General features: G+C 55.0%; 18 protein-coding genes. 9 read left to right on the top strand and 9 right to left on the bottom strand.

Annotated features, from left to right (window positions below; translation table 11 throughout):
• Nucleotides 1-35 precede the first annotated feature (35 nt).
• Nucleotides 36-2,318: a formate C-acetyltransferase gene (gene pflB / locus N5J69_RS14790; protein ID WP_279771326.1), complete on the top strand. Its 2,283-nt coding sequence runs from the start codon at nucleotides 36-38 to the stop codon at nucleotides 2,316-2,318.
• A 163-nt stretch (nucleotides 2,319-2,481) separates the two neighbouring features.
• Nucleotides 2,482-3,222 (top strand): pyruvate formate lyase 1-activating protein, encoded by a 741-nt coding sequence (pflA, locus tag N5J69_RS14785; protein WP_275219782.1) that lies wholly within the window; start codon nucleotides 2,482-2,484, stop codon nucleotides 3,220-3,222.
• 52 nt (nucleotides 3,223-3,274) lie between these two features.
• On the opposite strand, the gene N5J69_RS14780 is transcribed toward pflA, so the two are convergent.
• The 6 genes from N5J69_RS14780 to lrp form a co-directional block, all read right to left on the bottom strand.
• Nucleotides 3,275-4,426 (bottom strand): MFS transporter, encoded by a 1,152-nt coding sequence (locus N5J69_RS14780; RefSeq protein ID WP_279771324.1) that lies wholly within the window; start codon nucleotides 4,424-4,426, stop codon nucleotides 3,275-3,277.
• Nucleotides 4,427-4,744: 318 nt separating this feature from the next.
• A complete protein-coding gene (gene serS, locus N5J69_RS14775) occupies nucleotides 4,745-6,037 on the bottom strand; it encodes a serine--tRNA ligase (RefSeq protein WP_279771322.1) in 1,293 nt (430 codons plus the stop codon).
• A gap of 92 nt (nucleotides 6,038-6,129) precedes the next feature.
• Nucleotides 6,130-7,473 (bottom strand): replication-associated recombination protein A, encoded by a 1,344-nt coding sequence (locus N5J69_RS14770; protein WP_279771319.1) that lies wholly within the window; start codon nucleotides 7,471-7,473, stop codon nucleotides 6,130-6,132.
• A gap of 7 nt (nucleotides 7,474-7,480) precedes the next feature.
• Nucleotides 7,481-8,092, bottom strand: coding sequence for an outer membrane lipoprotein chaperone LolA (lolA, locus tag N5J69_RS14765; protein WP_094120150.1), 612 nt, complete (start codon nucleotides 8,090-8,092; stop codon nucleotides 7,481-7,483).
• A 182-nt stretch (nucleotides 8,093-8,274) separates the two neighbouring features.
• Nucleotides 8,275-11,937 (bottom strand): DNA translocase FtsK 4TM domain-containing protein, encoded by a 3,663-nt coding sequence (locus N5J69_RS14760; RefSeq protein WP_279771316.1) that lies wholly within the window; start codon nucleotides 11,935-11,937, stop codon nucleotides 8,275-8,277.
• A 118-nt stretch (nucleotides 11,938-12,055) separates the two neighbouring features.
• Nucleotides 12,056-12,550: a leucine-responsive transcriptional regulator Lrp gene (gene lrp / locus N5J69_RS14755; RefSeq protein WP_006118610.1), complete on the bottom strand. Its 495-nt coding sequence runs from the start codon at nucleotides 12,548-12,550 to the stop codon at nucleotides 12,056-12,058.
• A gap of 520 nt (nucleotides 12,551-13,070) precedes the next feature.
• On the opposite strand from lrp, the gene trxB reads away from it, so the two are divergent.
• The 5 genes from trxB (at nucleotide 13,071) to infA (ending at nucleotide 18,972) form a co-directional block, all read left to right on the top strand.
• The gene (gene trxB / locus N5J69_RS14750; protein WP_279771314.1) at nucleotides 13,071-14,039 is read left to right on the top strand and encodes a thioredoxin-disulfide reductase; all 969 of its coding nucleotides are present in this window, start codon (nucleotides 13,071-13,073) and stop codon (nucleotides 14,037-14,039) included.
• A 143-nt stretch (nucleotides 14,040-14,182) separates the two neighbouring features.
• Nucleotides 14,183-15,952 (top strand): cysteine/glutathione ABC transporter permease/ATP-binding protein CydD, encoded by a 1,770-nt coding sequence (cydD, locus tag N5J69_RS14745; protein WP_279771312.1) that lies wholly within the window; start codon nucleotides 14,183-14,185, stop codon nucleotides 15,950-15,952.
• Complete coding sequence (gene cydC, locus N5J69_RS14740) at nucleotides 15,952-17,682, top strand: cysteine/glutathione ABC transporter ATP-binding protein/permease CydC (RefSeq protein WP_279771310.1); 1,731 nt, start codon at nucleotides 15,952-15,954, stop codon at nucleotides 17,680-17,682. The genes cydD and cydC overlap by 1 nt, the downstream gene beginning before the upstream one ends.
• A gap of 33 nt (nucleotides 17,683-17,715) precedes the next feature.
• Complete coding sequence (aat, locus tag N5J69_RS14735; protein WP_279771308.1) at nucleotides 17,716-18,408, top strand: leucyl/phenylalanyl-tRNA--protein transferase; 693 nt, start codon at nucleotides 17,716-17,718, stop codon at nucleotides 18,406-18,408.
• A 345-nt stretch (nucleotides 18,409-18,753) separates the two neighbouring features.
• Nucleotides 18,754-18,972 (top strand): translation initiation factor IF-1, encoded by a 219-nt coding sequence (gene infA, locus N5J69_RS14730; protein WP_002211347.1) that lies wholly within the window; start codon nucleotides 18,754-18,756, stop codon nucleotides 18,970-18,972.
• Between the two features lie 86 nt (nucleotides 18,973-19,058).
• Here the strand turns inward: infA and clpA are convergent, their stop codons facing one another.
• Together clpA and clpS are read right to left on the bottom strand one after the other, a co-directional pair.
• Complete coding sequence (gene clpA / locus N5J69_RS14725) at nucleotides 19,059-21,335, bottom strand: ATP-dependent Clp protease ATP-binding subunit ClpA (protein ID WP_033732099.1); 2,277 nt, start codon at nucleotides 21,333-21,335, stop codon at nucleotides 19,059-19,061.
• Between the two features lie 52 nt (nucleotides 21,336-21,387).
• Nucleotides 21,388-21,708, bottom strand: coding sequence for an ATP-dependent Clp protease adapter ClpS (gene clpS / locus N5J69_RS14720; protein ID WP_003849318.1), 321 nt, complete (start codon nucleotides 21,706-21,708; stop codon nucleotides 21,388-21,390).
• Between the two features lie 316 nt (nucleotides 21,709-22,024).
• Between clpS and cspD the strand changes: the two genes are divergently transcribed.
• Nucleotides 22,025-22,246 (top strand): cold shock-like protein CspD, encoded by a 222-nt coding sequence (gene cspD, locus N5J69_RS14715; RefSeq protein ID WP_098051073.1) that lies wholly within the window; start codon nucleotides 22,025-22,027, stop codon nucleotides 22,244-22,246.
• 74 nt (nucleotides 22,247-22,320) lie between these two features.
• On the opposite strand, the gene N5J69_RS14710 is transcribed toward cspD, so the two are convergent.
• Nucleotides 22,321-23,958, bottom strand: a complete 1,638-nt coding sequence (locus tag N5J69_RS14710; RefSeq protein WP_279771302.1) for an ATP-dependent endonuclease — start codon at nucleotides 23,956-23,958, stop codon at nucleotides 22,321-22,323.
• A 125-nt stretch (nucleotides 23,959-24,083) separates the two neighbouring features.
• Between N5J69_RS14710 and N5J69_RS14705 the strand changes: the two genes are divergently transcribed.
• Nucleotides 24,084-24,983, top strand: coding sequence for a lysine exporter LysO family protein (locus N5J69_RS14705; RefSeq protein WP_279771301.1), 900 nt, complete (start codon nucleotides 24,084-24,086; stop codon nucleotides 24,981-24,983).
• Nucleotides 24,984-24,990: the final 7 nt, after the last annotated feature.

Here is a 24,990-nt window from a genome sequence, read left to right as displayed (position 1 = left end):
GACCGTAAAGTCTCTTCATATAAGGCAGGTATATTATGACCGAACTTAATGCAAAACTGGCTTCAGCATGGGAAGGATTTGCTGAAGGCGAATGGCAGAATAGCGTCAATGTGCGCGACTTCATTCAGAAAAACTACACCCCTTATGAAGGCGATGAGTCGTTCCTGGCGGGCGCAACTGAAGCGACCACCAAACTGTGGGACAGCGTGCTGGAAGGCATCAAAATTGAGAACCGCACCCACGCGCCCGTCGACTTCGACACCGATCTCGCTTCAACCATTACTTCGCACGACGCGGGCTACATCAATAAGTCGCTGGAAAAAATCGTTGGCCTCCAGACTGAAGCTCCGTTAAAACGCGCCCTGATTCCTTTTGGCGGCATCAAAATGGTCGAAGGTTCGTGCAAAGTGTATGGCCGCGAACTCGATCCTTCACTGAAAAAAATCTTCACTGAATACCGCAAAACACACAACCAGGGCGTGTTCGACGTTTACACCCCGGACATCATGCGCTGCCGTAAATCAGGTATCCTGACGGGTTTGCCAGACGCCTATGGTCGTGGTCGTATCATCGGTGACTATCGTCGCGTGGCCCTCTACGGCATCGACTTCCTGATGGCGGATAAATTCTCTCAGTTCGCCTCTCTGCAGAGCGATTTAGAGAATGGCGTTAATCTGGAAGCAACCATTCGTCTGCGTGAAGAGATCGCTGATCAGCATCGTGCGCTGGCACAGATCAAAGAGATGGCCGCAAAATATGGCCACGACATCTCTGGCCCGGCAACCAATGCCATTGAAGCCGTGCAGTGGACTTACTATGGCTACCTGGCTGCGGTGAAATCACAAAACGGTGCTGCCATGTCATTTGGCCGCGTCTCAACCTTCCTGGATGTTTACATTGAGCGTGACCTGAAAGCCGGTAAGCTGACTGAAGAGCAGGCACAGGAACTGATTGACCACCTGGTCATGAAACTGCGTATGGTTCGCTTCCTGCGCACACCTGAATACGATGAGCTGTTCTCTGGTGACCCAATCTGGGCAACGGAATCCCTGGCCGGTATGGGCGTTGATGGCCGCACACTGGTTTCAAAAAGTACCTTCCGTTTCCTGAATACCCTCTACACCATGGGTCCTTCACCTGAGCCGAACATGACCATTCTGTGGTCAGAAAAACTGCCGATTAATTTCAAGAAATATGCCGCTAAAGTCTCAATCGATACCTCATCATTACAGTATGAGAACGATGATCTGATGCGTCCTGATTTCGACAATGATGACTACGCAATTGCCTGCTGCGTCAGCCCGATGATTGTTGGCAAACAAATGCAGTTCTTTGGCGCACGCGCCAACCTGGCGAAAACCCTGCTCTACGCAATCAATGGCGGCGTGGATGAAAAACTGAAAATGCAGGTTGGACCGAAAGGTGACAAAATCAGCGATGATGTGCTGAATTTCGATACCGTCATGGAGCGTATGGATCACTTCATGGACTGGCTGGCAAAACAGTATGTCACCTCGCTGAACATCATTCACTACATGCATGATAAGTACAGCTACGAAGCGGCACTGATGGCCTTACATGACCGCGATGTCTACCGCACTATGGCTTGTGGTATCGCAGGTCTGTCTGTTGCTGCGGATTCACTCTCTGCGATTAAATACGCCAAAGTGAAACCGATTCGTGACGAAGAGGGTCTGGCGATCGACTTCGACATCGAAGGTGAATATCCACAGTTCGGTAATAACGACGCGCGGGTGGATGATCTGGCCTGCGATTTGGTTGAACGCTTCATGAAGAAAATTCAGCAGCTGACCACCTACCGTAATGCCGTGCCGACGCAGTCTGTTCTGACCATCACCTCAAACGTGGTTTATGGTAAGAAAACCGGTAACACGCCGGATGGACGTCGCGCTGGTGCACCGTTTGGACCTGGTGCTAACCCAATGCATGGTCGTGATCAGAAAGGTGCGGTGGCTTCACTCACTTCCGTTGCGAAACTGCCGTTTGCGTATGCCAAAGATGGTATCTCCTATACCTTCTCAATTGTGCCAAACGCGCTGGGTAAAGATGATAATGTGCGGAAAACCAATCTTGCCGGTCTGATGGATGGTTACTTCCATCATGAAGCCAGCATTGAAGGCGGTCAGCACCTTAACGTTAACGTCATGAACCGCGAAATGCTGCTGGACGCGATGGAGCATCCAGAGAAATATCCACAGCTGACCATTCGCGTTTCCGGTTACGCTGTACGCTTCAACTCACTGACTAAAGAGCAGCAGCAGGATGTGATTACCCGTACCTTCACACAGTCACTGTAATCACTGCCAGACCTGATAATAAGGCTCCTCGCGGAGCCTTTTCCTTAACAGTCTGTTCTGATGGTCATCTTCATCAAGGTTCCCATCAGAATCGATTTCCTGCCCTGAGCGCAGCAGAGATTGCGCCGTCTGTCCCGGCAGACCCACTGGAGAAAACATCGCAATGTCAGTTAACGGTCGTATCCACTCATTTGAATCCTGCGGAACCGTCGACGGTCCCGGCATCCGTTTTATTACCTTCTTCCAGGGCTGTCTGATGCGCTGCCTCTATTGTCATAACCGCGACACCTGGGATACCCACGGCGGTAAAGAGATCAGCGTTGAGGCGCTCATGGCGGATGTGCTCTCCTATCGCCATTTTATGAACGCCTCTGGCGGCGGCGTCACCGCATCAGGCGGTGAAGCGATTCTTCAGGCTGAATTTGTGCGCGACTGGTTCCGCGCCTGCAAGGCTGAAGGCATTCATACCTGTCTCGACACCAACGGCTTTGTACGCCGCTATGATCCCGTAATCGATGAGCTGCTCGATGTCACTGACCTGGTCATGCTCGATCTGAAACAGATGAATGACGATGTGCATCAGATTCTGGTAGGCGTATCTAATCACCGCACGCTGGATTTTGCCCGCTATCTGCAGAAAAAAGGCAAGCGGACCTGGATCCGCTTTGTCGTAGTCCCAGGCTATTCCGACGACGATGACACCGCGCATCGACTGGGTGAATTTACGCGCGACATGGAGAATGTTGAAAAGATTGAGTTGCTGCCCTATCACGAGCTGGGTAAACACAAATGGATTGCGATGGGGGAAGAGTACAAGCTGGATGGCGTAAAACCGCCGGGGAAAGAGACAATGGAGCGCGTAAAAAACATTCTCGCCAGTTACGGCCATGAAGTAATGTACTGATAACGTCGCGGCAAAAAAGGGAGTGCTAAGCTCCCTTTCTGTCGTTCAGCAATCAGGCATGTGCCACTGGCGTCGCCTGCTGGTCCGCTTTACGCAGCAGCATGATCAGATAGATCAGCGCCACTGCGGCAATCATCACAAACAACAACCGGTCAGAATAATTCTGCATCAGAACTGAGGCCATTGCCGGTCCAGCCAGACTGCCAACGGTATAACTCATCAGCAGCGCCTGATTCATAGCAACCAGCTCATGATGTGCGACCGTTTCACAAGCCCAGGACATCGCCACCGGATAAAGGGTAAAGCCCGCCAGCCCCAGAACAAACAGCGCAGGTGCCATTGCAGCATTGGTCAACATGGCCATCGCCCCCAGGACAACCACAAAGACCTGTACCCGCAGCACCAGCAGGCGACCAAATCGATCGGCCAGACGACCAATTGGCCACTGTCCAACAATACCTGCGCTGACCAGTAACGCCATCCAGTAACCGACACTGGCGTCACTCAGTCCCTGATGCGACAGATACAGTGGCATCAGGCCATAAAGCGAGCCTAAAACGATACCGGAGATAATGCACCCATTGATGCCGAGGCGTGAACTGCGACGACGCAGCATCGGCCAGATGCGAGCAGGTGCCGCCTCAGTCGCTTCACCACTGGCTGACACCCGCGTAAAGACCAGCGGCAATACCGCGCAGAACACCAGCGAAGTGACCCAGGGTATGACGCTCAGTAATTCTGTTGAGAGGGTGCTGACCAGTAACTGACCCGCTACGGTGCCAAGATAATAAACGATCATATAGGCAGCCAGCAGTTGCCCACGATTACGGACCGTTCCGCTGCAGAGGAGTGCGCTTTCAACCACCACCCACATCAGTGCACAACCTATGCCCGCGATAAAACGAAGCGAACTCCACGCCCAGAAGCCTTCCAGCGTTGCCAGACCGATCGTTGCCAGGGCAAAGAGCCCGGTTGCCAGATAGTAACTGCGATTAAACCCGTAATGCCTGATTAACCAGCCAGCCAGCAATGTACCGGCCAGATTGCCCGTGTAGTAGGCGGAACTAACGATGCCCACCTGCCAGGTTGTCAGTAAGTCATGCGTCAGCCACAGCGGGACAAGTGTGTTCAGAACGGCAATAGCGACTGTCATTAACATCAGGCCGCAAAGCAGCAATATCACGGGGCGTGACCAGGTTGACATAGGGGATAAAAACCAGAGCAAATGAAGGAAATTGCGCGCAGTTTGCCACTCGCTTTTTTAAAGTCAATGGGCACACTTTGCTGGCAGCACATTTTGCTGCAGGACAATTTAAATTACTAATCTTCAGTAGGTTACAGTTGTGTTTAGCGGAGGGCTGCTGAATGCTATCTCTATGAAAAATTAGATTTTTAAGCGTTCCGGCACATCTGGCATCGATAACGTTTATTTGTGATTAAATCAGGACCTGCTTAATCGGCCAGTGCGACTGAAAAGCATAAAAAAACCCGGCCGTGGCCGGGTTGAAAGCGTGCGTATCGCTTAGCCGATGATGTCGACGCCATTCATATAAGGGCGTAAAACGTCAGGCACGGTGATACGGCCATCTTCCTGCTGATAGTTTTCCAGCACCGCCACCAGAGTACGGCCTACGGCCAGACCTGAGCCATTCAGGGTATGAACCAGACGCGGTTTCTTTTCCTGTTTGTTGCGGCAACGCGCCTGCATGCGACGCGCCTGGAAATCACCCATGTTGGAACAGGATGAAATTTCACGATAGGTATTCTGCGCTGGTAGCCAGACTTCCAGATCGTAGGTTTTGGTCGAGCCAAAGCCCATATCACCGGTGCAGAGTAAAACCTTACGGTATGGCAGGTTCAGCAGTTGCAGTACTTTCTCTGCGTGACCGGTCAGCTCTTCCAGCGCAGCCATTGACTGCTCCGGGGTGACGATCTGTACCATTTCGACTTTATCGAACTGATGCATACGGATCAGGCCGCGTGTGTCACGACCGTAAGAACCCGCTTCAGAACGGAAGCATGGCGTATGGGCGGTCAGTTTGACCGGAAGGCTATCCTCTTCCAGAATCTCGTCGCGCATCAGGTTCGTCAGCGGCACTTCTGCGGTAGGAATCAACGCATAGTGGCTGCTGTCTGACTCCTCTTCCAGCGGACGGGTGTGGAACAGGTCTTCGCCAAACTTAGGCAGCTGTCCGGTACCGTAAAGCGTTTCATGATTAACCAGATAAGGCACATAGGTTTCAAGATAACCATGCTGCTCGGTGTGCAGGTCAATCATAAACTGACTCAGTGCACGGTGCAGACGGGCAATCTGCCCCTGCATCACCACAAAGCGCGAACCGGTGAGCTTGACGGCAGCCGCAAAATCCAGCCCTTTCGCTGCTTCACCCAGCTCAACGTGATCTTTAACCTGGAAACTGAACTCGCGCGGGGTTCCCCAGCGGCTTACTTCCTGGTTTTCGCTGTCATCTTTGCCCAGCGGCACTTCATCAGCCGGAATATTTGGCAGCGCCAGCGCAAAGTCACGGATTTGATTCTGCAGTTCATCCAGTTCTGCTTTAGCGGCATCCAGGCGTTCGCCCAGCGCGTTCACTTCCTGACGCAGCGGCTCGATGTCTTCCCCACGTGCTTTGGCCTGACCGATGGATTTGGATCGGGAGTTACGCTCTGCCTGCAGATTTTCTGTTTCTACCTGCAGTACTTTGCGACGCTCTTCGAGCGAACGCAGCGTTTCCACATCCAGTTTGTATCCCCGGCGTGCCAGTTTTTCTGCGACTGCGTCTGGCTCGTTACGCAGCAGATTGGGATCGAGCATGCTTATCCTGTGTATAAAAAGTTGGTTGAAAGAAGGGACGCATTCCCGCGGAATGCGTTGAAAACATTACCCACATTACCGTAACGTCTGTTTCAGCGGTAGCGTTTTGTCGGGCTATTTTGATCCTGCTCAGCGAGCCAGCTTAGCTTTTCACCAATCTTAGCCTCAAGCCCGCGCTGGGTTGGGGTGTAATAACGTGCGCTGGCCAGCTCCGGTGGAAAGTAGACCTCACCGGCGGCATACGCGTTGGTTTCGTCATGCGCATACCGATACTCTTTGCCCAGGCCCATCTCTTTCATCAGCTTCGTCGGCGCATTACGCAGATGTTCCGGCACATCGAAATCAGGATGGTCTCGCGCATCACGCATAGCCGCTTTGAACGCATTGTAAACCGCGTTACTTTTAGGCGCACAGGCCAGATAAACAATCGCCTGAGCGATGGCGCGCTCCCCTTCCGCAGGACCGACACGGGTGAAGCAATCCCAGGCCGCAATCGCCACCTGCATCCCGCGTGGATCGGCATTGCCCACATCCTCAGAGGCGATAGCCAGCAACCGGCGTGCTACGTAGAGCGGATCGCCGCCCGCAGTGATGATGCGCGCATACCAGTAGAGCGCCGCATCAGGTGCGGAACCGCGGACCGATTTGTGCAGGGCCGAGATCAAATCGTAAAAACGATCGCCTTTGTTATCAAAACGCGCGGATCGCTCACCAGAGACCTCATTCAGCAGTTGTGGCGTCAGTTCACGCTGCCCCGATTCGGTGGTTTCGGCCATATCAGCCATCATCTCCAGCGTGTTCAGCGCCCGCCGGGCATCACCGTTAACCAGCTCAGCAATCATCCTGCGGGTGTTGTCAGGCAGCATGATGTCACTGTCGCCATATCCCCGCACTTTATCCTCCATCGCCTGATCCAGCACCTGCCCGATATCTTCCGGAGTCAGAGATTTCAGCAGATAGACGCGGGCGCGGGAGAGCAATGCGGAGTTGAGTTCAAAAGAGGGGTTCTCTGTGGTCGCGCCAATAAAGGTAATGGTGCCATCTTCGATATGAGGCAGAAAAGCATCCTGCTGGCTCTTATTGAACCGATGGACCTCGTCCACAAACAGGATTGTGCGCCGCCCGGCATGCTTATTCTGACGGGCACGCTCGATCGCCTCACGAATCTCTTTCACACCGGAGGTCACGGCCGAAATACGCTCTACATCGGCGTTGCCATAATGCGCGATGATCTCAGCCAGCGTGGTCTTGCCGGTCCCGGGCGGTCCCCACAGGATCATTGAATGCAGATGTCCTGCCTCTATCGCACGCGGCAGCGGCTTGCCCGCGCCCAGCAGATGCTGCTGACCAATGTACTGTTTCAATGTTTCTGGCCGCATACGCGCGGCCAGAGGTTTGAAATTTTCGGTGGAAAAATCCAGGGACAGGTTACTCACCTTGACCTCACTGACGTTGGTCGTCCACCGTCACGCCTTTTGGCGGTGTGAACGTGAATTTATCCGGACTGATAGCACCATTCTGCTGGCTTTTCAGCTGGTAATCACTGCGCTGACCATCCTGTTCAATAGCGCTGAAGCGGTTAATGGTTCCGCCGGGGGTCACCTGGATGGTGAACTGTTTCAGATTGCCATCGCTGTTTTTCGGGGTCAGTTCGAAATTGTCACCCTGCTGTTTAATGTTGTACTGCTTCCAGTCGTTTGACTGGTTGCGGGCAATCAGCATAAAGGGCGTATTGCTGGTCGCATTCTGCAGCAAGCTGACGGTCGCCTGTTCAACAAATGGGTTGTAGAACCACAGCGATTTGCCGTCGGAGATAATGATGCTTTCGTCCGGCGCGGTCATGTGCCAGTTAAACAGGCTGGGACGTTTAACCCACAATTCACCTTCACCGTCCTGCACGTTGGCACCGCTGCTGTCGGTCACTTTTTGGGTGAAGCTGGCGTGGAAGCTGCTGACCTTATTCAGGCGCTGTTGCAGATCACTGGAAGCATCAGCCAGAACGCTGGCTGATGAAAAGGTGGCCAGCAGGCCCAGAGCGATTATGCGTAATTTCATCTGCTTCAATTCCTTATTTAAACGTTCCCATCGATAACTGCAGTAAGCCTGGTCGCCGTTCCGCCATCAGAACAGAGGAAAAAACCGAAAGCTGATTCAGATATGGGGGTTTAACCGCATAAAAACAATGAGCCAGTCGGAACTGGCTCAGTGAGTAGTGTTTCAAAACATATCGTCAGCCGCTACATATCGTGTGGCGGTGGCGACAGCACTTCACGGTTACCATTGTGACCGGGAGCAGAGACGATGCCCTGCGCTTCCATCTGTTCAATGATACGTGCCGCACGGTTATAGCCGATACGGAACTGACGCTGAACGCCAGAAATCGAAGCACGACGCTTATCGACCACAAAACCAACAGCCTGGTCGAACAGCGGATCAAGCTCTTCATCACTGTCAATGCCACCGGCACTTTCGCTCTCTTCACCCGCCGTAATGCTGTCGATGTACTGCGGACGACCACGCGCTTTCCAGTCCTGAACCACGGCATGCACTTCCTGGTCACGAACAAAGGCACCGTGAACGCGAACCGGCAGGGAGGAGTTTGGCGGCATATAGAGCATGTCACCCATACCCAGCAATGACTCTGCGCCGCCCTGATCGAGAATGGTACGTGAGTCAATTTTGCTGGACACGGTAAAGGCGATACGTGTCGGGATGTTCGCTTTAATCAGGCCGGTAATCACATCCACAGAGGGACGCTGTGTGGCCAGCACCAGATGGATACCCGCAGCACGGGCTTTCTGTGCCAGGCGCGCAATCAGCTCTTCAACCTTTTTCCCCACAGCCATGATCAGGTCGGCAAACTCATCGACCATGACCACGATGTAAGGCAGTTTTTCCAGAACCGGCGGCGTCATATCCATGCTGTCACCGGGCTTCCAGAACGGATCTGGAATCGGGCGACCCATCGCGTCGGCCTGTTCCACTTTTTCGTTGTAGCCCGCCAGATTTCGCACGCCCAGCGCCGACATGAGCTTATAGCGACGTTCCATTTCGCCGACGCTCCAGCGCAGCGCATTCGCAGCATCCTTCATGTCTGTGACGACTTCGGTCAGCAGGTGCGGAATGCCTTCATAGACCGACAGCTCAAGCATTTTCGGGTCGATCATAATGAAGCGAACGTCTTCCGGCGTCGCCTTATAAAGCATGCTGATGATCATGGCGTTCACGCCCACCGATTTACCGGAACCGGTCGTACCAGCAACAAGTAAGTGTGGCATTTTCGCCAGATCGGCCACGACCGGCTGACCCGCAATGTCTTTCCCCAGCACGACGGCCAGCGGCGATGGGTTATCGCGGAATTTAGGGCAATCCAGCACTTCACGCAGATAGACGGTCTGACGGTGCTTGTTAGGCAGTTCCAGACCCACGTAAGGTTTGCCTGGGATGACTTCCACCACACGAACCGCGACCGTCGACAATGAACGCGCCAGATCGCGCGACAGGTTAGAGATACGTGCCGCTTTCACACCCGGTGCCAGGTCGAGCTCGAAACGGGTAATCACCGGGCCAGGCGAGATGCCAACGACTTCGGCTTTTACGCGGTAATCACCCAGACGTGACTCTACCAGACGGGCAGTCTGCTCCAGCGAGAACATATCAACCGGCTCTTCCTCTTCAGGCGGAGCCGTCAGCAGATCCAGTGAAGGCAGAGGCGTAGAGGGCTTCTCGAGCGGCTGCTCATGACGCATCAGGAACGGATGGATCAGGCTGTCATGCAGTGAAGGTTTCGCTTCTTCAACCGGCGCGGCGGCTGGCGTGCCATAAGCAGGCGCAGAATAAGCCGGAGCCTGAGGTGCAGCAGGTACCTGATAAGCAGGCTCTGCCGGTGCCGCATAACCTGCTTCAGGCTCTGCTGGCGAACCGTAAGCAGGCGCAGAATAAGCCGGGGCCTGAGGTGCAGCAGGTGCCTGATAAGCAGGCTCTGCCAGTGCCTGATAAGCAGGCTCAGCCGGTGCCGCAGGCGTAACGGGTGCGCTGTAAGCCGGCTCGGCCGGGGCAAAACGGGCAGGTGCAGGAACCTGAGCCGAGGCCTGAGTTCCTGAGACCTCACTCACCTGTTGCCAGGGTTCGTGTGAAACCGCAGGTGCTTCCGGTTCCGGCGTCGCGGCAATAGTAAACAGCGGTTCAGCCGGGCCCTCATCCACCAGATCTTTCATCGGTGAAAAATCAAACGCTGAGGCAGTATCAATATTAAATACCGGCTCTTTTCTCGCTTCAGGTTCGTAGCGCTGCTGTTGCTGCTCGGCGAACTGACGCGCCAGCGCATCCTGCTGCCGGGCATCCTGCTCATCTTCTTCGTCCTGCTGCCAGCTGGTGCCGTAACGCTGCTGTTGTTCAGACTGAAAGGCCTGACGCAGCTCAGCCTGCTGCAGCGCCTCTTCAGCATCAGGAGCAGTGGAAACCACCCCAGCCGGGGCCGTTTCGCTCTCTTCCGCTTTGGCTTTCTCTTCTGCCATACGCTGAGAAGGCAGCTTGATGCCATAAGAGGCCAGTTCACGACGGGTAGGCAGTTTTACCGGATTAGGACGCGGCAGCGCCGGTCCGATACCCTGCTTAACCTGCGGATTCAGATTGGTTTCAGGTGCTAAGTCGAAAACGGGCGCAGTGCGTGTGACAGCCGTTGCGGCCGCAGCGGCTGTAGCGGCCGCAGGGATCGCTGAGGTGTCACGCCAGTTACCCATTTTAGGTTCGTCATCGTCGTAAGCAGTGAAGGATGGCGTAGCCGGGGCTTCGTCTGGCATTTCAAAATGATAAAGCGGGGGTGACGCCGGGGGCGCAGAAGCATTCTGTGCCGGAGCCGGAGCAGCACCGTAAGATGCAGGCGCTGCCGCCGGTTGCATCGGCTGCGAAGCAGGCGTCGATGCAACAGGAGCCGATGCCGTAAACGCAGCAGCAGGCGCAGGCGTTACCGCCGCTGCCGGGGCGAGGGTGACCTCTGCCGCTTCCGTTGTGGCGGCTACCGCCGCACTGGTTGCAGCTGCCGCTTTCGCCAGCAACGGGTCCGGCTGTGCTGGCGAAGGCTGAGCGGCCGTTCGTGGCGCAGCGAGCAGCACATCATCATCCTGATCGGCAGCACGGGGAGCAGAAAGCAGCACGTCATCATCCTGATCGGCGGCACCGGGAGCAGAAAGCAGTACGTCATCATCCTGATCGGCAGTATGCCGTGCAGGGACATCCGCATCGTCATGCGCGTTGTTCTCTTCCTGCCAGGGTTCGTCGTGACGTGAGCGGTTGCTGGCGAAGGTCAGCACGCCCATCACCACTCCACCAATTCTTTCTGCAATGGTGAGCCATGACCAGCCGGTATAAAGGGTTATCCCCGCCGCCCAGACGCAGAGCAGCATCAGCGTGCCGCCAGCCGGACTGAACCAGGGGGCAATGGCATTACTGACCAGGCTGCCAATCACGCCGCCCGAAGCGAAGTACCAGATATCATCCGCGTTCAGCGCCGCCATACCACAGGTCGTTACCACCAGCGCAAGGACGCCAATTAAACGCAGCCCGACGGCGAAGTAGTCAAAGTAGTCCTGGCTGTCGCGCTGACGGAAGGCAATCCAGCATAACCCCATGATGACGGGCGGAATGGCGTACGCCATCACACCAAAGATGAAAAGTAAGGTGTCAGCAAGCCAGGCACCGACGCTGCCGCCGATATTGTGGATAGGTTCATGCCAGGCCGTTTGCGACCAGCTCGGGTCGGAAGGGTTAAAACTGACCAGAGAAACCATCAGGTAGATGGCAAACAGCACCACCAGAATGAGCAACGCTTCCAGCAGACGACGTCCACTGCTCAGCGATTGTAACGAAACGTCTTTATCTTCTGTATATTCCTGGCTCAAGAGGACTCTCCAGGTGCCTGTAAAGTAAGAAGCAACAGCGTCGGGCAAGCCCGACGCTGATCCTGTATGAATTCACAGGAGTGTACCGAAATCTCACAGGTTTTGCACCTGCGCCGCATCAGCGAGTTTTGATCACCAGTCGATTGCTCTGTTTGACCTCTTCCATCACAACATAGGTGCGCGTGTCGTTTACGCCCGGCAGGCGCAGCAGGGTTTCACCCAGCAGCTTACGGTAGGCAGACATATCAGGTACGCGCGTTTTCAGCAGGTAGTCGAAATCACCGGAAACGAGGTGACACTCTTGAGTTTCCTCAAGTTTTTGCACAGCGGCGTTAAATTGCTCAAACACATCCGGCGCACCACGATTCAGAGTAATCTCAACGAATACCAGCAGAGACGCATCCAGATAGTGCGGGTTTAACTGCGCGGTGTAGCCAAGAATAAATCCCTGACGTTCGAGACGGCGTACACGCTCAAGACATGGCGTAGGCGATAAGCCCACGCGTTTGGAAAGCTCTACGTTTGAAATGCGACCATCTTTCTGAAGTTCATTCAGAATGTTCCTGTCAATTCTGTCGAGATCTTTCCCGGGGCGTTTCTTATTGTCTACCATTATTATTGTCTCTCTTAATTCCTTCCCTTTACCTGCCACGCCCTGAAAACGCTCATTGTTCGGGGCATTTCTGAAGTGAGCTAACAGAGCCTGTGTTCTGACACCTATCGACATGACGCATGTTGTCTGTCCACATCATGCGTCATTATCCATACCAGGCTGCTTTTATTCGGCGTTAAGTGCAAAACAGGCGAGGAAAACCTGTTTTGTTCCGATAAATGTTATTCGCTTCTGATAATGTTTTCGCAAAAGCGCAGGCGATTGTCAAAGTAAAATCACCAAATTCAGGACAAGATGCCAGACAGACCGCTGGGTATCTGTTTTTAAATGAGTATTTTGCCACTGCTGCACCCTTTAAAGCCGATTTTTGCCCCCTTTTGGCGCATTGACCAGGCAAAACCCCCACTCATCGTCTACGCCGTTTACAGCTATCGTTAACAAAATTGCCTAAGCCTTGTTATTGCTGCCGGATATTCCCTACAATCACAGGCTATGTCAGCCGAATGAAACTGAGGAACGCATGAGTACGGCCAAACACAGTAAGTTACTCATTCTGGGCTCCGGCCCAGCGGGTTATACCGCAGCCGTTTATGCTGCACGCGCCAACCTGAACCCGGTGCTGATCACCGGTCTGGAAAAAGGCGGACAGCTGACCACCACCACTGAGGTGGAGAACTGGCCGGGCGACCCGCACGATCTGACAGGTCCATCGCTGATGGAGCGCATGCATGAGCATGCCGAAAAGTTTAATACTGAGATTATTTTTGATCACATCCATACCGTGGATCTTCAGAACCGTCCGTTCCGCCTCACGGGCGACAGCGGTGAATACACGGCAGATGCCCTGATCATCGCCACCGGCGCGTCGGCACGTTACCTGGGACTGCCATCTGAAGAAGCGTTCAAAGGCAAAGGCGTTTCTGCCTGTGCAACCTGCGACGGTTTCTTCTATCGCAATCAGAAAGTCGCGGTAATTGGCGGTGGCAACACCGCCGTAGAAGAAGCGCTTTATCTGGCTAACATTGCGGCTGAAGTCCACCTGATTCACCGTCGTGACAGCTTCCGTGCAGAGAAAATCCTGATCGACCGTCTGATGGAAAAAGTGCGCAACGGCAATATCGTGCTGCACACGCATCGTACGCTGGAAGAAGTGACAGGCGATCAGATGGGCGTAACCGGCCTGACGCTGCGATCGACCCAGAACAGTGATGAAACAGAAGCGCTGGAAGTGGCGGGTCTGTTTGTTGCTATCGGACACAGCCCGAATACGGCCATCTTCGAGGGCCAGCTGGCGCTGGAGAATGGTTACATCAAGGTGCAGTCAGGTCTGCATGGCAACGCCACTCAGACCAGCATCCCAGGCGTTTTCGCGGCAGGCGACGTGATGGATCATACCTATCGCCAGGCGATTACCTCTGCGGGCACCGGCTGCATGGCCGCGTTAGATGCTGAGCGTTTTCTTGACGGACTGGTTAAAAACGATCAGTAAGTTGTTAAGTCTCTGATCTCAAATGTTCCAGGCGACGGTTTTTCCGTCGCCTTTTTTATGGCTCTCATGCTAGATTCTTGCGCCTGAAGAGATGGAAATGTCTTTCCATTTTTCCCTGTCATCGACATTTATCATGGTCTCGCATGGACAAATCGCGGCAGCAGCATCTAACCCGCTGGCTTCGTCAGCAACGTCGTTTCGCCGGTCGCTGGTTGCGACTTAACACGCTGCTGGGCATGGCAAGTGCCCTGCTGATCATTGCGCAGGCAGGCTTAATGGCCTCGCTGCTTCAGGCGCTGATTGTGGAACATAAGCCACGCGAAGCGCTGACGGTCAGTATCATGCTGTTACTGCTCTGCTTCGTACTGCGCGCCCTGATTAACTACGCCCGTGAACGGACGGGTTATCGTGCCGGGCAGGCTATCCGTCAGGTTTTACGTCAGCAGGTTTTAGACCGGTTATCTGAGCTGGGTCCGGCGTGGATTCAGGGAAAGCCAGCCGGGAGCTGGGCGACTCTGCTGCTGGAGCAGATTGAAGAGATGCAGGAGTACTTCGCTCGCTATCTGCCGCAGATGACCCTGGCGGTACTGATCCCCTGCTGCATTCTGCTGACTATTTTTCCGCTGAACTGGGCCGCAGGGCTGATCCTGTTTGCCACCGCGCCACTGATTCCGCTGTTTATGGCGCTGGCAGGAATGGGGGCGGCTGAGGCTAACCGCCGCAACTTTCTGGTACTGGCCCGCCTGAGCGGTAACTTTCTTGACCGTCTGCGCGGCAGAGAGACGCTGCGGCTGTTTCATCGTGGTGAAGCAGAACAGCAGGCGGTTGCCGCCGCCACCACCGATTTTCGCCAGCGCACGATGGAAGTGCTGCGCTTAGCCTTTCTCTCCTCCGCCGTACTGGAGTTTTTTGCCTCGTTAGCGATTGCCGTGGTGGCCGTCTATTTTGGCTTCTCCTATCTGGGTGAATTGCATTTCGGTGATTATGGCCAGGGTGTGACGCTGTTTGCTGGTTTCCTGGTGCTGATCCTCGCCCCGGAGTTTTTCCAGCCACTGCGCGATCTCGGCGCGTTTTACCATGCCAAAGCTCAGGCGGTGGGGGGTGCCGATGCCCTTGAAGCCTTTATGCAGGCGACGCCGGACGCCGCGCCGCAGGAAGGCCAGATCCCCTTTACTGCCGATCGCGCAATTGCGCTTGCTGCCGACAATCTGTGCGTCTGCGCGCCCGACGGTCAGGTGCTATGCGGCCCGCTCACTTTTTCCCTTGCTGCGGGTGAACAGATTGCGCTGGTCGGTCAAAGCGGAGCCGGTAAAACGGCCCTGATGAACGCCCTGCTCGGTTTTCTGCCTTATCAGGGCTCGCTGAAAGCGAATGGGGTTGAACTGCGTGATCTGCGACGGAGTGACTGGCATCAGCAGGTCAGCTGGGTAGGACAGAACCCTCAGTTACCGGCCGCAACATTGCGTGAGAACATCGTGATGAATGCGAAGTGGGATAGCGATCGCTTTACGAGGCTGCTGGACTCATGCGGCATTAACGAGTTCCTGCCCCGTCTGCCCGGCGGCATTGACACCCCGCCCGGCGACGGCGCTAATCAGCTGTCGGTGGGTCAGGCACAGCGGGTCGCGGTCGCACGCGCACTGTATAAATCCTCACATTTGTTGCTGCTTGATGAACCGGCAGCCAGCCTGGATGCGCTCAGCGAACATCATGTCATGCTCGCGCTTAACGAGGCGGCAGCCCGGCAGACCACGCTGATGATTACCCATCAGATTGATACGCTGAGTCGCTGGCAGACCCTCTGGGTGATGGAAGCCGGTATGCTGGTGCAGCAGGGTAACTGGCAGCAGCTGTCGCAACAGCCGGGTGCATTCAGTGAGATGCTGAAGCATCGTCAACAGGAGATCCGCTGATGTCTGCCCTGCGTCCTTTTCTTCGTCTCTGGCTGCGTCACCCTTTTCGTCTGGCGCTGGGCATTGTGCTGGCGATTGTTACCCTGCTGGCCAGCATCGGCCTGCTGACGCTGTCAGGCTGGTTTCTCGCCGCCTCGTCAGTGGCAGGCGTAGCGGGCCTGTATACCTTCAATTACATGCTGCCCGCAGCAGGCGTCCGTGGTGCCGCAATTATCCGCACCGCCGCACGCTACGCCGAACGTCTGGTCAGCCATGATGCAACGTTCAGGGTGCTTCAGCATCTGCGAGTTCATACGTTCAGTCGCCTGATGGCCCTGTCGCCGGGGCAGCTGTCGCAGTTCCGCCAGGCAGATTTACTCAACCGGTTTGTGGCCGATATCGATACGCTGGATCATCTCTATCTGCGCGTCATCTCGCCGCTGCTCGGTGCATTTGTTGTGATTGTTGTGGTCACTTTCGGCATGAGTTTTATCGATGTTTCACTGGCACTGACGCTCGGCGGCATTATGCTGAGTACGCTGGTTCTGATGCCGTCGCTGTTTTATCGTCTGGGAGCACCGGCAGGCATCGCGATTGCCCGTGGACGTGCCCGCTGGCGTTTACAGCTGATGCAGTGGCTCACGGCTCAGGCTGAACTCAACCTGTACGGTGCTTCGCAAAGCTGGCGTCAGCAACTTGATCAGGATGAACAGCGCTGGCAACAGGCGCAGAGCCAGCAACAGGGTTTGCAGGCCGCCGCTCAGAGCCTGCTGCTGCTGATCAGTGGCGTGACGGTTACCCTTATGCTCTGGCTCGGCGCTGCGACAATCAGCGAACAACAGTTACCCGGCTCCCTGATTGCACTGGTGGTGTTCTGCGCGCTGGCCGCCTTTGAGGCACTGGCACCGGTTGCAGGTGCTTTTCTGCCCATGTCGCAGGTGATCAACGCCGCTCAGCGGGTCAATGACATTATCGATCAGTCACCTGCCATCACCTTTCCGGCACAGTCAGACGCCCGGTCAGGCCCGCTTGCGGTCGATATTGAAGAGCTCGACTTCCGCTATCCCGATCGTCCTGATAAGGTGCTGAACCGCTGTACCCTCTCCGTCATGCCCGGTGAGCATATTGCTTTGCTTGGGCCAACCGGCTGCGGAAAATCGACGCTGCTGGCGCTGTTAACCCGTGGATGGGAGAGCCAGCACGGTGTCATCACCCTCGATGATTTGCCCGTCAGCGCATGGTCAGAAACCGCGTTGCGCCAGCGCATCAGCGTGGTAACGCAGCGGGTTCATCTCTTTAGCCAGAGCCTGCGCGATAACTTACTGCTTGCCTGCCCTGATGCCAGTGACGAGCAACTGCAGCGCGTGCTGAACGACGTTGGCCTGCAGCGTCTGCTTGAAAATCCGGAGGGGTTAAACGCCTGGATGGGAGACGGGGGTCGCCCGCTGTCCGGCGGGGAATTACGCCGACTGGCGCTGGCGCGTGCATTGCTGCACGATGGCGATCTCTGGCTGCTCGATGAACCCACCGAAGGCCTGGATGCCACCACTGAACAGCACATTCTCGCCCTGCTGCAGCGCCTGGCTGCCGGAAAAACCATGATCATGGTTACCCACCGGCTCAGTGGCCTGGAGCAGATGGATCGCATCTGCGTCATGGACAGTGGCGCGATTGTTGAACAGGGCAGTCATGCGGAATTAATCTCAAAAGCGGGTCGCTACTGGCGTTTCCGGCAGCGTATTGCGTTATAGTCTTAGCGAAATGCCGATGAGTAACATAACGCGATGAGACTGGTACAACTGTCACGGGAATCTTTGCTGTTTCCTCCGCCGGAAATGGCGCTGCGTGAGCCAAACGGCCTGCTGGCTATGGGAGGGGATCTCTCCCCTGCCCGGTTACTGAACGCTTATCAGCACGGCATCTTTCCGTGGTTTTCGCCCGGCGATCCGATACTCTGGTGGTCGCCCGATCCCCGTGCCGTCCTGTTGCCTGAGCAGTTTCATCTCAGCCGCAGCATGAAGCGTTTCCACAATCGTTCGCCCTACCGGGTGACAATGAATGAGTCCTTTGCAGAGGTGCTAGAGGGCTGCGCCAGCGGTCGCGAGGAAGGCACCTGGATTACCTTTGAAATGAAACGTGCCTGGTTACGCTTGTATGAGCTTGGTCACGCTCACTCTATCGAAGTGTGGGATGAACATCAGCTTGTGGGTGGCATGTACGGACTGGCGATGGGGCAAATTTTCTGCGGCGAATCAATGTTCAGCCGTCAGCAGAACGCGTCTAAAACCGCACTGTGGGTCTTTTGTCAGCATTTCATCCGACATCAGGGCCGGCTGGTGGATTGTCAGGTTCTTAATCCTCATACTGCCTCGCTGGGTGCGCAGGAGATCCCCCGCGCTGATTATCTGCAATGTGTACAACGTCTTGCTAACCAGCCGGTCAGCGATGGCTGCTGGCAGACACAAACGCTTTTTTAGCCGTGCAGAGATGTTTTGCACACATAAAGGCGCATAAGTGGTATAATAGTCGAGTTTGGTATGTCGTCCGCGCTTCGTAATAATAAGCCGGAATTGCCAGGCTGGGAATCTCAACGCACTCTCGGAACTGTTTTCAATCGTGCGCATGTAACCGGTTGATACAGATTCTTAGCCCGCTAATCCCCTGCAGACGTCACCTTAAACACCCTAATTTTACCGGATGCGCGCAACAGACGTGCACCCCGGCAAAGCGCTGGCAAAATCGCCGGCGGTTCTTTACATAAATCGTTGAATTGGGCATTATCTTGCCGGTTCAACTGAAAGGTAGTACACCCAGAGGATTCGATGGCCAAAGAAGACAATATTGAAATGCAAGGTACCGTACTGGATACGTTACCTAACACCATGTTCCGCGTAGAACTTGAAAACGGACACGTGGTTACTGCTCATATCTCCGGTAAAATGCGCAAAAACTACATCCGTATCCTGACGGGTGACAAAGTGACCGTTGAGTTGACCCCGTACGACCTGAGCAAAGGCCGCATTGTCTTCCGTAGTCGCTAATTTGCAATAATCTCATCGCTCTGCATTTTGCAGCGAAAAAAAAGGCCGGATTTTAATCCGGCCTTTTTCACATCTGCAGCAAGTGATTAATGCACAGTGCCTTCGGTTTTGCGTTTTTCAGCACTCAGGAAGTGATAGGTCAGTTCACCTTTCTCACGATCCAGCGCCACTGACACCGAGCCGCCATCCACCAGCGAACCAAACAGCAGTTCATTCGCTAACGGTTTCTTCAGGCTGTCCTGCACGGTGCGCGCCATCGGACGTGCGCCCATCGCTTTGTCGTAGCCCTTCTCAGCCAGCCAGTCGCGTGCTTCATCACTGACTTCCAGTGACACGCCTTTCGCATCCAGCTGCGCCTGCAACTCGACAATAAACTTATCGACCACCTGGTGGATCACCTCTGGTGACAGATGACTGAACCAGATGATGTTATCGAGACGGTTACGAAACTCTGGCGTAAAGATCTTTTTGATCTCTTCCATGGCATCGGTGCTGTTGTCCTGATGAATCAGGCCAATCGACTTACGTTCGGTCTCACGCACACCGGCGTTCGTGGTCATTACCAGCACCACGTTACGGAAGTCTGCTTTACGACCGTTGTTGTCAGTCAGCATACCGTTATCCATCACCTGCAGCAGCAGGTTAAAGACATCCGGGTGCGCTTTCTCGATTTCATCCAGCAGCACGACTGCATGAGGATGCTTAATCACCGCATCCGTCAGCAGGCCGCCCTGATCAAAGCCGACATAACCCGGAGGCGCACCAATCAGACGACTGACGGTGTGACGCTCCATATACTCGGACATATCAAAGCGCAGCAGCTCAATACCCAGTGCTTTCGCCAGCTGCACGGTGACTTCGGTTTTACCGACACCCGTTGGTCCGGCAAACAGGAAGGACCCTACCGGCTTGCGATCCTGACCCAGACCGGCGCGGCTCATTTTGATCGCTTCAGTCAGCGCTTCAATGGCGTTGTCCTGACCAAATACCAGCATCTTCAGGCGATCGCCCAGATTTCTCAGCGTATCGCGATCGGTTGCCGACACGCTTTGCTCAGGAATACGGGCAATACGGGCCACCACGGTTTCAATGTCAGAGACATTGATGGTTTTCTTACGCTTGCTGGCTGGCATCAGGCGCGCACGCGCACCGGCCTCATCAATGACATCAATCGCCTTGTCAGGCAGATGACGATCGTTGATATATTTCACCGCCAGTTCCACGGCTGCACGTACCGCTTTCGCGGTATAGCGTACATCGTGATGCGCTTCGTACTTGGTTTTCAGGCCATTCAGGATCTGCACGGTCTCTTCAACAGACGGTTCCGTGATGTCGATCTTTTGGAAACGACGCGCCAGAGCACGATCTTTTTCGAAGATATTGCTGAATTCCTGATACGTGGTGGAACCCATTACCCGAATCTTGCCAGAAGAAAGCAATGGCTTGATCAGGTTAGCGGCATCAACCTGGCCGCCGGACGCGGCACCCGCACCGATGATGGTATGGATCTCATCGATAAACAGAATGCTGTGTTCATCCTGTTCCAGCTGCTTCAGCAGCGCTTTGAAACGTTTTTCAAAATCACCACGGTATTTGGTGCCCGCCAGCAGTGAACCAATATCCAGCGAGTAAATAGTGCAGTCTTTCATCACTTCCGGAACGTCGCCCTGCTCGATACGCCAGGCGAGACCTTCAGCAATCGCAGTTTTACCGACACCCGATTCACCCACCAGCAGCGGGTTATTTTTACGGCGACGGCACAACACCTGAATGGTACGTTCCAGCTCTTTATCGCGACCGATCAGTGGATCGATACCACCGACGCGAGCAAGCTGATTAAGATTGGTGGTGAAGTTTTCCATACGCTCCTCCCCGCCTGCTTGCTCTTCGTTAACCGGATTTTCAGCGCCTGGCGCCTGGCCCGGCTCGTCTTTGCGCGTACCGTGAGAGATGAAATTCACCACATCAAGGCGGCTGACTTCATGTTTGCGTAACAGATAGGCCGCTTGCGACTCCTGCTCGCTGAAGATGGCGACCAGCACATTTGCCCCGGTCACTTCACTACGACCGGATGACTGGACATGGAAAACCGCACGCTGCAGGACGCGCTGGAAGCTGAGCGTCGGTTGTGTGTCACGCTCCTCTTCGCTGGCGGGCAGCACCGGCGTGGTTTGTTCGATGAAGGCTTCGAGTTCCTGTCGCAGAGCCACAATGTCCACCGTACAGGCTTCCAGTGCCTCTCTGGCCGACGGGTTACTGAGCAACGCCAGTAACAGATGCTCGACGGTCATAAATTCATGACGGTGCTCACGCGCTCTGGCGAAAGCCATATTTAAACTGAGTTCCAGTTCTTGATTGAGCATTAGGCACCTCCCCCAATTATCGCCCTTACCAGTTTCCTATATGGAGACGGGTTCAGGCTTTTTCCAGCGTACACAGCAACGGATGATGATTTTCCCGCGCATAGTTGTTCACCTGGGCCGCTTTTGTTTCGGCGACTTCTGCAGTAAATACACCACAGATCGCCTTGCCGTGATAGTGAACTTTCAACATCAGCTGCGTTGCACGTTCAACATCATAAGAAAAGAACTTTTGTACGACGTCAATAACAAATTCCATAGGTGTATAATCGTCATTATTCAGAATGACTTTATACATAGAAGGCGGCTTTAACCCTTCACGTACTTTGTCTTCGGCCAGATGTTCAAAGTTAAGCCAGTCGTTTGTGTTTGCCATAGTGTTCCGTTGAGATTTTGCTTTTAGCCTTTTGATGGCTACATGTTGAGAGTTTAACATGCCTGTCAAGCGTCTGGTCGCAGCTGAAAATTTATTCAGAAATTCCCTTGCGCGACCTGCATCACAAAATTTGCAATAGCGTTAACTACCTCAAATTTTGATGATTTTTTCCCCACCTGGCCCGGTGGTTTGCTTGACGCCAGCGGCGCTTTCTCTACATTCTACCTGCACAGGCTGATTGCGTTTTAATCAAATCCGACTCACAGCCTGTAAGACCTCACCTACTTATAAAATGTCTTGCGAGGGAAGTAAAAGCATGGAGACGGGCACAGTTAAATGGTTCAATAATTCCAAAGGCTTTGGCTTTATCTGTCCGGTTGGCGGTGGCGAAGATATTTTTGCACACTACTCCACCATTCAGATGGAAGGCTACCGCACGCTAAAGGCAGGCCAGCAGGTTCAGTTTGATGTTCATGAAGGCCCGAAAGGCAATCACGCCAGCCTTATCGTGCCGGTTGAGATACAGGCTGTGGCCTGACACTCGCGCTGCCTCTGAACAGTGACCCAAAAATGCCAGCCAGTGCCGCTGGCATTTTCCTATCCGATACGGCCTCAATCCGCCTGACCCTGCGCCAGCCCAATCACCCGGGCAAACATTTGCCGTATTAACGGCGGGATAGCCTCCGGTCCGCGTTCCGCCGCTGACGTTGCCACCGCGATGGCGAGTTCAGGTTTGGAACTCTGGTGAATCGCTTTGGTAATAATACGCCTGGAACTCATCGGAACGTTTAACGGCAGGTGCGCCATCTGATGATAGACATCCTGAAAGCCCTGGTGATAGAGAAAATTCTCCATATCCAGCGCCGGTAACTGCGTCAGAAAACGCGGCTCAGGATCGCCGGGTTGCAACTGCGTGCGTGCGGTGCTGGCATATTTATTCCCCGCCTGATCGCCGTCCGTCAGCACATGCCAGGCGATGCCCATGCGACGGGCAAACTTCAGCAGCGGCTTTAAGCCCGATTGAGCAAACTCAATCACTTTAACCCCTTCAGCCGCGAAGTTGTAACCGCACTGCTGCGCCAGCTCATTCATGATCCAGACTTCGGTTTCACCCTCGACCAGCAGCCAGCAACGGGCAAACAGCGCCGCAGGCCGGTTGACCCGGATATGGAAGCCGATACGCCGGCTCTCTTCAGCACTCAGCCCTTCTGGCCCGATGCGCCAGGCAGCCACCCGCGAAGGACCGCGCACCAGACGGCAGACATTTTCGACAGGCACCTGAGACAGCAGCTCAGCGGAATTGGTTGTGGCAATTTTTTGCAGCGGCAATAACCTGAGCAGGTTCCATGCCACCGACAGCATAATCGGATGCAGCCGGGTTTCCGGATCCTCAATCAGCAGCAGGGGCCGGGCACCCGCGGCCAGCGGGACGTCGCCTCGCGCCTCAATCAGCAGGGTAAACATCTGCAGCAGAATCAGCTGACGGCTGCGGGAATCCGTTCCGGCAATCAGCTGATTGAGATGATCCAGCGCCCGCCATCCCTGCCCCCCGTCGCGCGTCTGCGGATCCCGTGATCTGAGTGCATTGCCCGCATCGGGCGGCTGCACCAGAAAGTAGTGCTGCATCAGCTGCTGCATGGTCTTCAGCCCCTGCCGCAGCACGTCATCACTGAGCTGCTTTGGATGCTGCTCCAGATCGCGTGCCAGTGTCTCCATCCCCGCCAGCAGCTCAGAATGCGCGGGCGCAATCGGCGCACTGTGCCGAATCCGCTTGCTGAAACGCGCGTCACGCAATCGCAGCACCGGGTAGCGTTGCAGCACCAGATCAATCGCCGCCGCGCAGTGCTGCTCAGGCAACAGCTGCGCGTTCACGTCCACGAACCGGCGTCGGGTTTCGATGCCGCTGTCTCGCCAGGTGGCGCTAACGCTGTAATAAAGCCGGCGCTGCCCCTCTGCATCACGCTGCCAGAAAGTCGAGAGCACGGAATCCGGGTCGCTGCCATCATCACGAAAGTGGAATACCACCGAAAGACGGCGCATCGGATCGGTGACATCGCCTGGAGTAAAGTGGAAGTCAGCCTGGGTAAAAACATAGGCCGGTTCGTGGGGCGAAAGTAGCAGGCTCAGGACATCCAGCAGGCTGGATTTGCCCCAGGCGTTTTCACCAATCAGCAGATTGGTCCGTGTTAAAGGCAGTGAGAGCTTGTTGATGCCGCGGAAACCGCGAATGTCGATATGTTCCAGAATCATAGGCGTCCGTCCTCAGGTTATAAACAGCATGGTTGCCGCAAGCGAGCCGGTCAAGCCGCAACGGGCTTTACTCCGATACGCTTTTTCGCTAGCGTGTTGCCACTTTTCCCAGGGATGGCAATGATATGTACACCGGACTTCTGATTATTCTGCTGCCGCTTATCGCTGGCTGGCTGCTCCCTTTTCGTAATCCCACTACCCTGCGTCGGGTGAATCAGCTTTTAGGCTGGATGGTTTACGTGATTCTCTTCTTTATGGGCATCAGCCTGGCCTTTCTCGACAATCTTGGCAGCAACCTGCTGGCGATCTTTCACACCGCGCTGGTTGCGGCATTCTGCATTCTGCTGTGCAACCTGCTGGCGCTGCGCGGACTGGAAAAATATGCGCCCTGGCAGCATGCGCACCGACAGGATAAACTGCCATCGCGGATGCATATGGCGCTGGATTCCCTGAAGCTGTGCGGCGTCGTCGTCGCTGGTTTTGTGTCAGGCCTGACCCACTGGCCACTGCTGCACCACGCCTCCACAGCCAGCGAATATGCGCTGATCTTCCTGCTGTTTCTGGTGGGCATTCAGCTGCGAGGCAGCGGCATGACGCTGCGTCAGATCATCCTGAACCGACGTGGCATGCTGGTGGCCAGCGTGGTGCTGGTCAGCGCGCTGATGGGCGGCATGATTGCAGCACTGGTGCTGGGCGTGCCGCTGAAAACCGGCCTGGCGTTAGCCAGTGGCTTTGGCTGGTACTCGCTTTCCGGCATTCTCATGACCGAAGCGTTTGGCCCGGTCGTCGGCAGCGCCGCCTTCTTCAATGATCTGGTGCGTGAACTGGTGGCCATCATGCTCATTCCTGTGCTGATTGGCCGTCATCGCTCCATCGCACTGGGCCTGTGCGGTGCCACCTCCATGGACTTTACCCTGCCGGTGCTGCAGCGGGCAGGTGGCAATGAAATTGTCCCTGCCGCCATTGTGCACGGCTTTGTCATGAGCCTGCTGGCACCGATTCTGATCGCTCTTTTCTCTGCCTGAACCCTGT

Source organism: Pantoea sp. GD03673 (genome assembly GCF_029844725.1).
In the GTDB taxonomy this organism is placed as follows: domain Bacteria; phylum Pseudomonadota; class Gammaproteobacteria; order Enterobacterales; family Enterobacteriaceae; genus Pantoea.
The sequence above is the reverse complement of the archived record's forward strand: the minus strand, read 5'-3'. Positions and strand labels throughout refer to the sequence as shown.

Excerpts from the sequence above, each read along its gene's own strand:
- pflB (WP_279771326.1), top strand. The coding sequence starts at position 36 with ATGACCGAACTTAATGCAAAACTGGCTTCAGCATGGGAAGGATTTGCT.
- pflA (WP_275219782.1), top strand. The coding sequence starts at position 2,482 with ATGTCAGTTAACGGTCGTATCCACTCATTTGAATCCTGCGGAACCGTC.
- N5J69_RS14780 (WP_279771324.1), bottom strand. The coding sequence starts at position 4,426 with ATGTCAACCTGGTCACGCCCCGTGATATTGCTGCTTTGCGGCCTGATG.
- serS (WP_279771322.1), bottom strand. The coding sequence starts at position 6,037 with ATGCTCGATCCCAATCTGCTGCGTAACGAGCCAGACGCAGTCGCAGAA.
- lolA (WP_094120150.1), bottom strand. The coding sequence starts at position 8,092 with ATGAAATTACGCATAATCGCTCTGGGCCTGCTGGCCACCTTTTCATCA.
- lrp (WP_006118610.1), bottom strand. The coding sequence starts at position 12,550 with ATGGTAGACAATAAGAAACGCCCCGGGAAAGATCTCGACAGAATTGAC.
- trxB (WP_279771314.1), top strand. The coding sequence starts at position 13,071 with ATGAGTACGGCCAAACACAGTAAGTTACTCATTCTGGGCTCCGGCCCA.
- cydD (WP_279771312.1), top strand. The coding sequence starts at position 14,183 with ATGGACAAATCGCGGCAGCAGCATCTAACCCGCTGGCTTCGTCAGCAA.
- cydC (WP_279771310.1), top strand. The coding sequence starts at position 15,952 with ATGTCTGCCCTGCGTCCTTTTCTTCGTCTCTGGCTGCGTCACCCTTTT.
- aat (WP_279771308.1), top strand. The coding sequence starts at position 17,716 with ATGAGACTGGTACAACTGTCACGGGAATCTTTGCTGTTTCCTCCGCCG.
- infA (WP_002211347.1), top strand. The coding sequence starts at position 18,754 with ATGGCCAAAGAAGACAATATTGAAATGCAAGGTACCGTACTGGATACG.
- clpA (WP_033732099.1), bottom strand. The coding sequence starts at position 21,335 with ATGCTCAATCAAGAACTGGAACTCAGTTTAAATATGGCTTTCGCCAGA.
- clpS (WP_003849318.1), bottom strand. The coding sequence starts at position 21,708 with ATGGCAAACACAAACGACTGGCTTAACTTTGAACATCTGGCCGAAGAC.
- cspD (WP_098051073.1), top strand. The coding sequence starts at position 22,025 with ATGGAGACGGGCACAGTTAAATGGTTCAATAATTCCAAAGGCTTTGGC.
- N5J69_RS14710 (WP_279771302.1), bottom strand. The coding sequence starts at position 23,958 with ATGATTCTGGAACATATCGACATTCGCGGTTTCCGCGGCATCAACAAG.
- N5J69_RS14705 (WP_279771301.1), top strand. The coding sequence starts at position 24,084 with ATGTACACCGGACTTCTGATTATTCTGCTGCCGCTTATCGCTGGCTGG.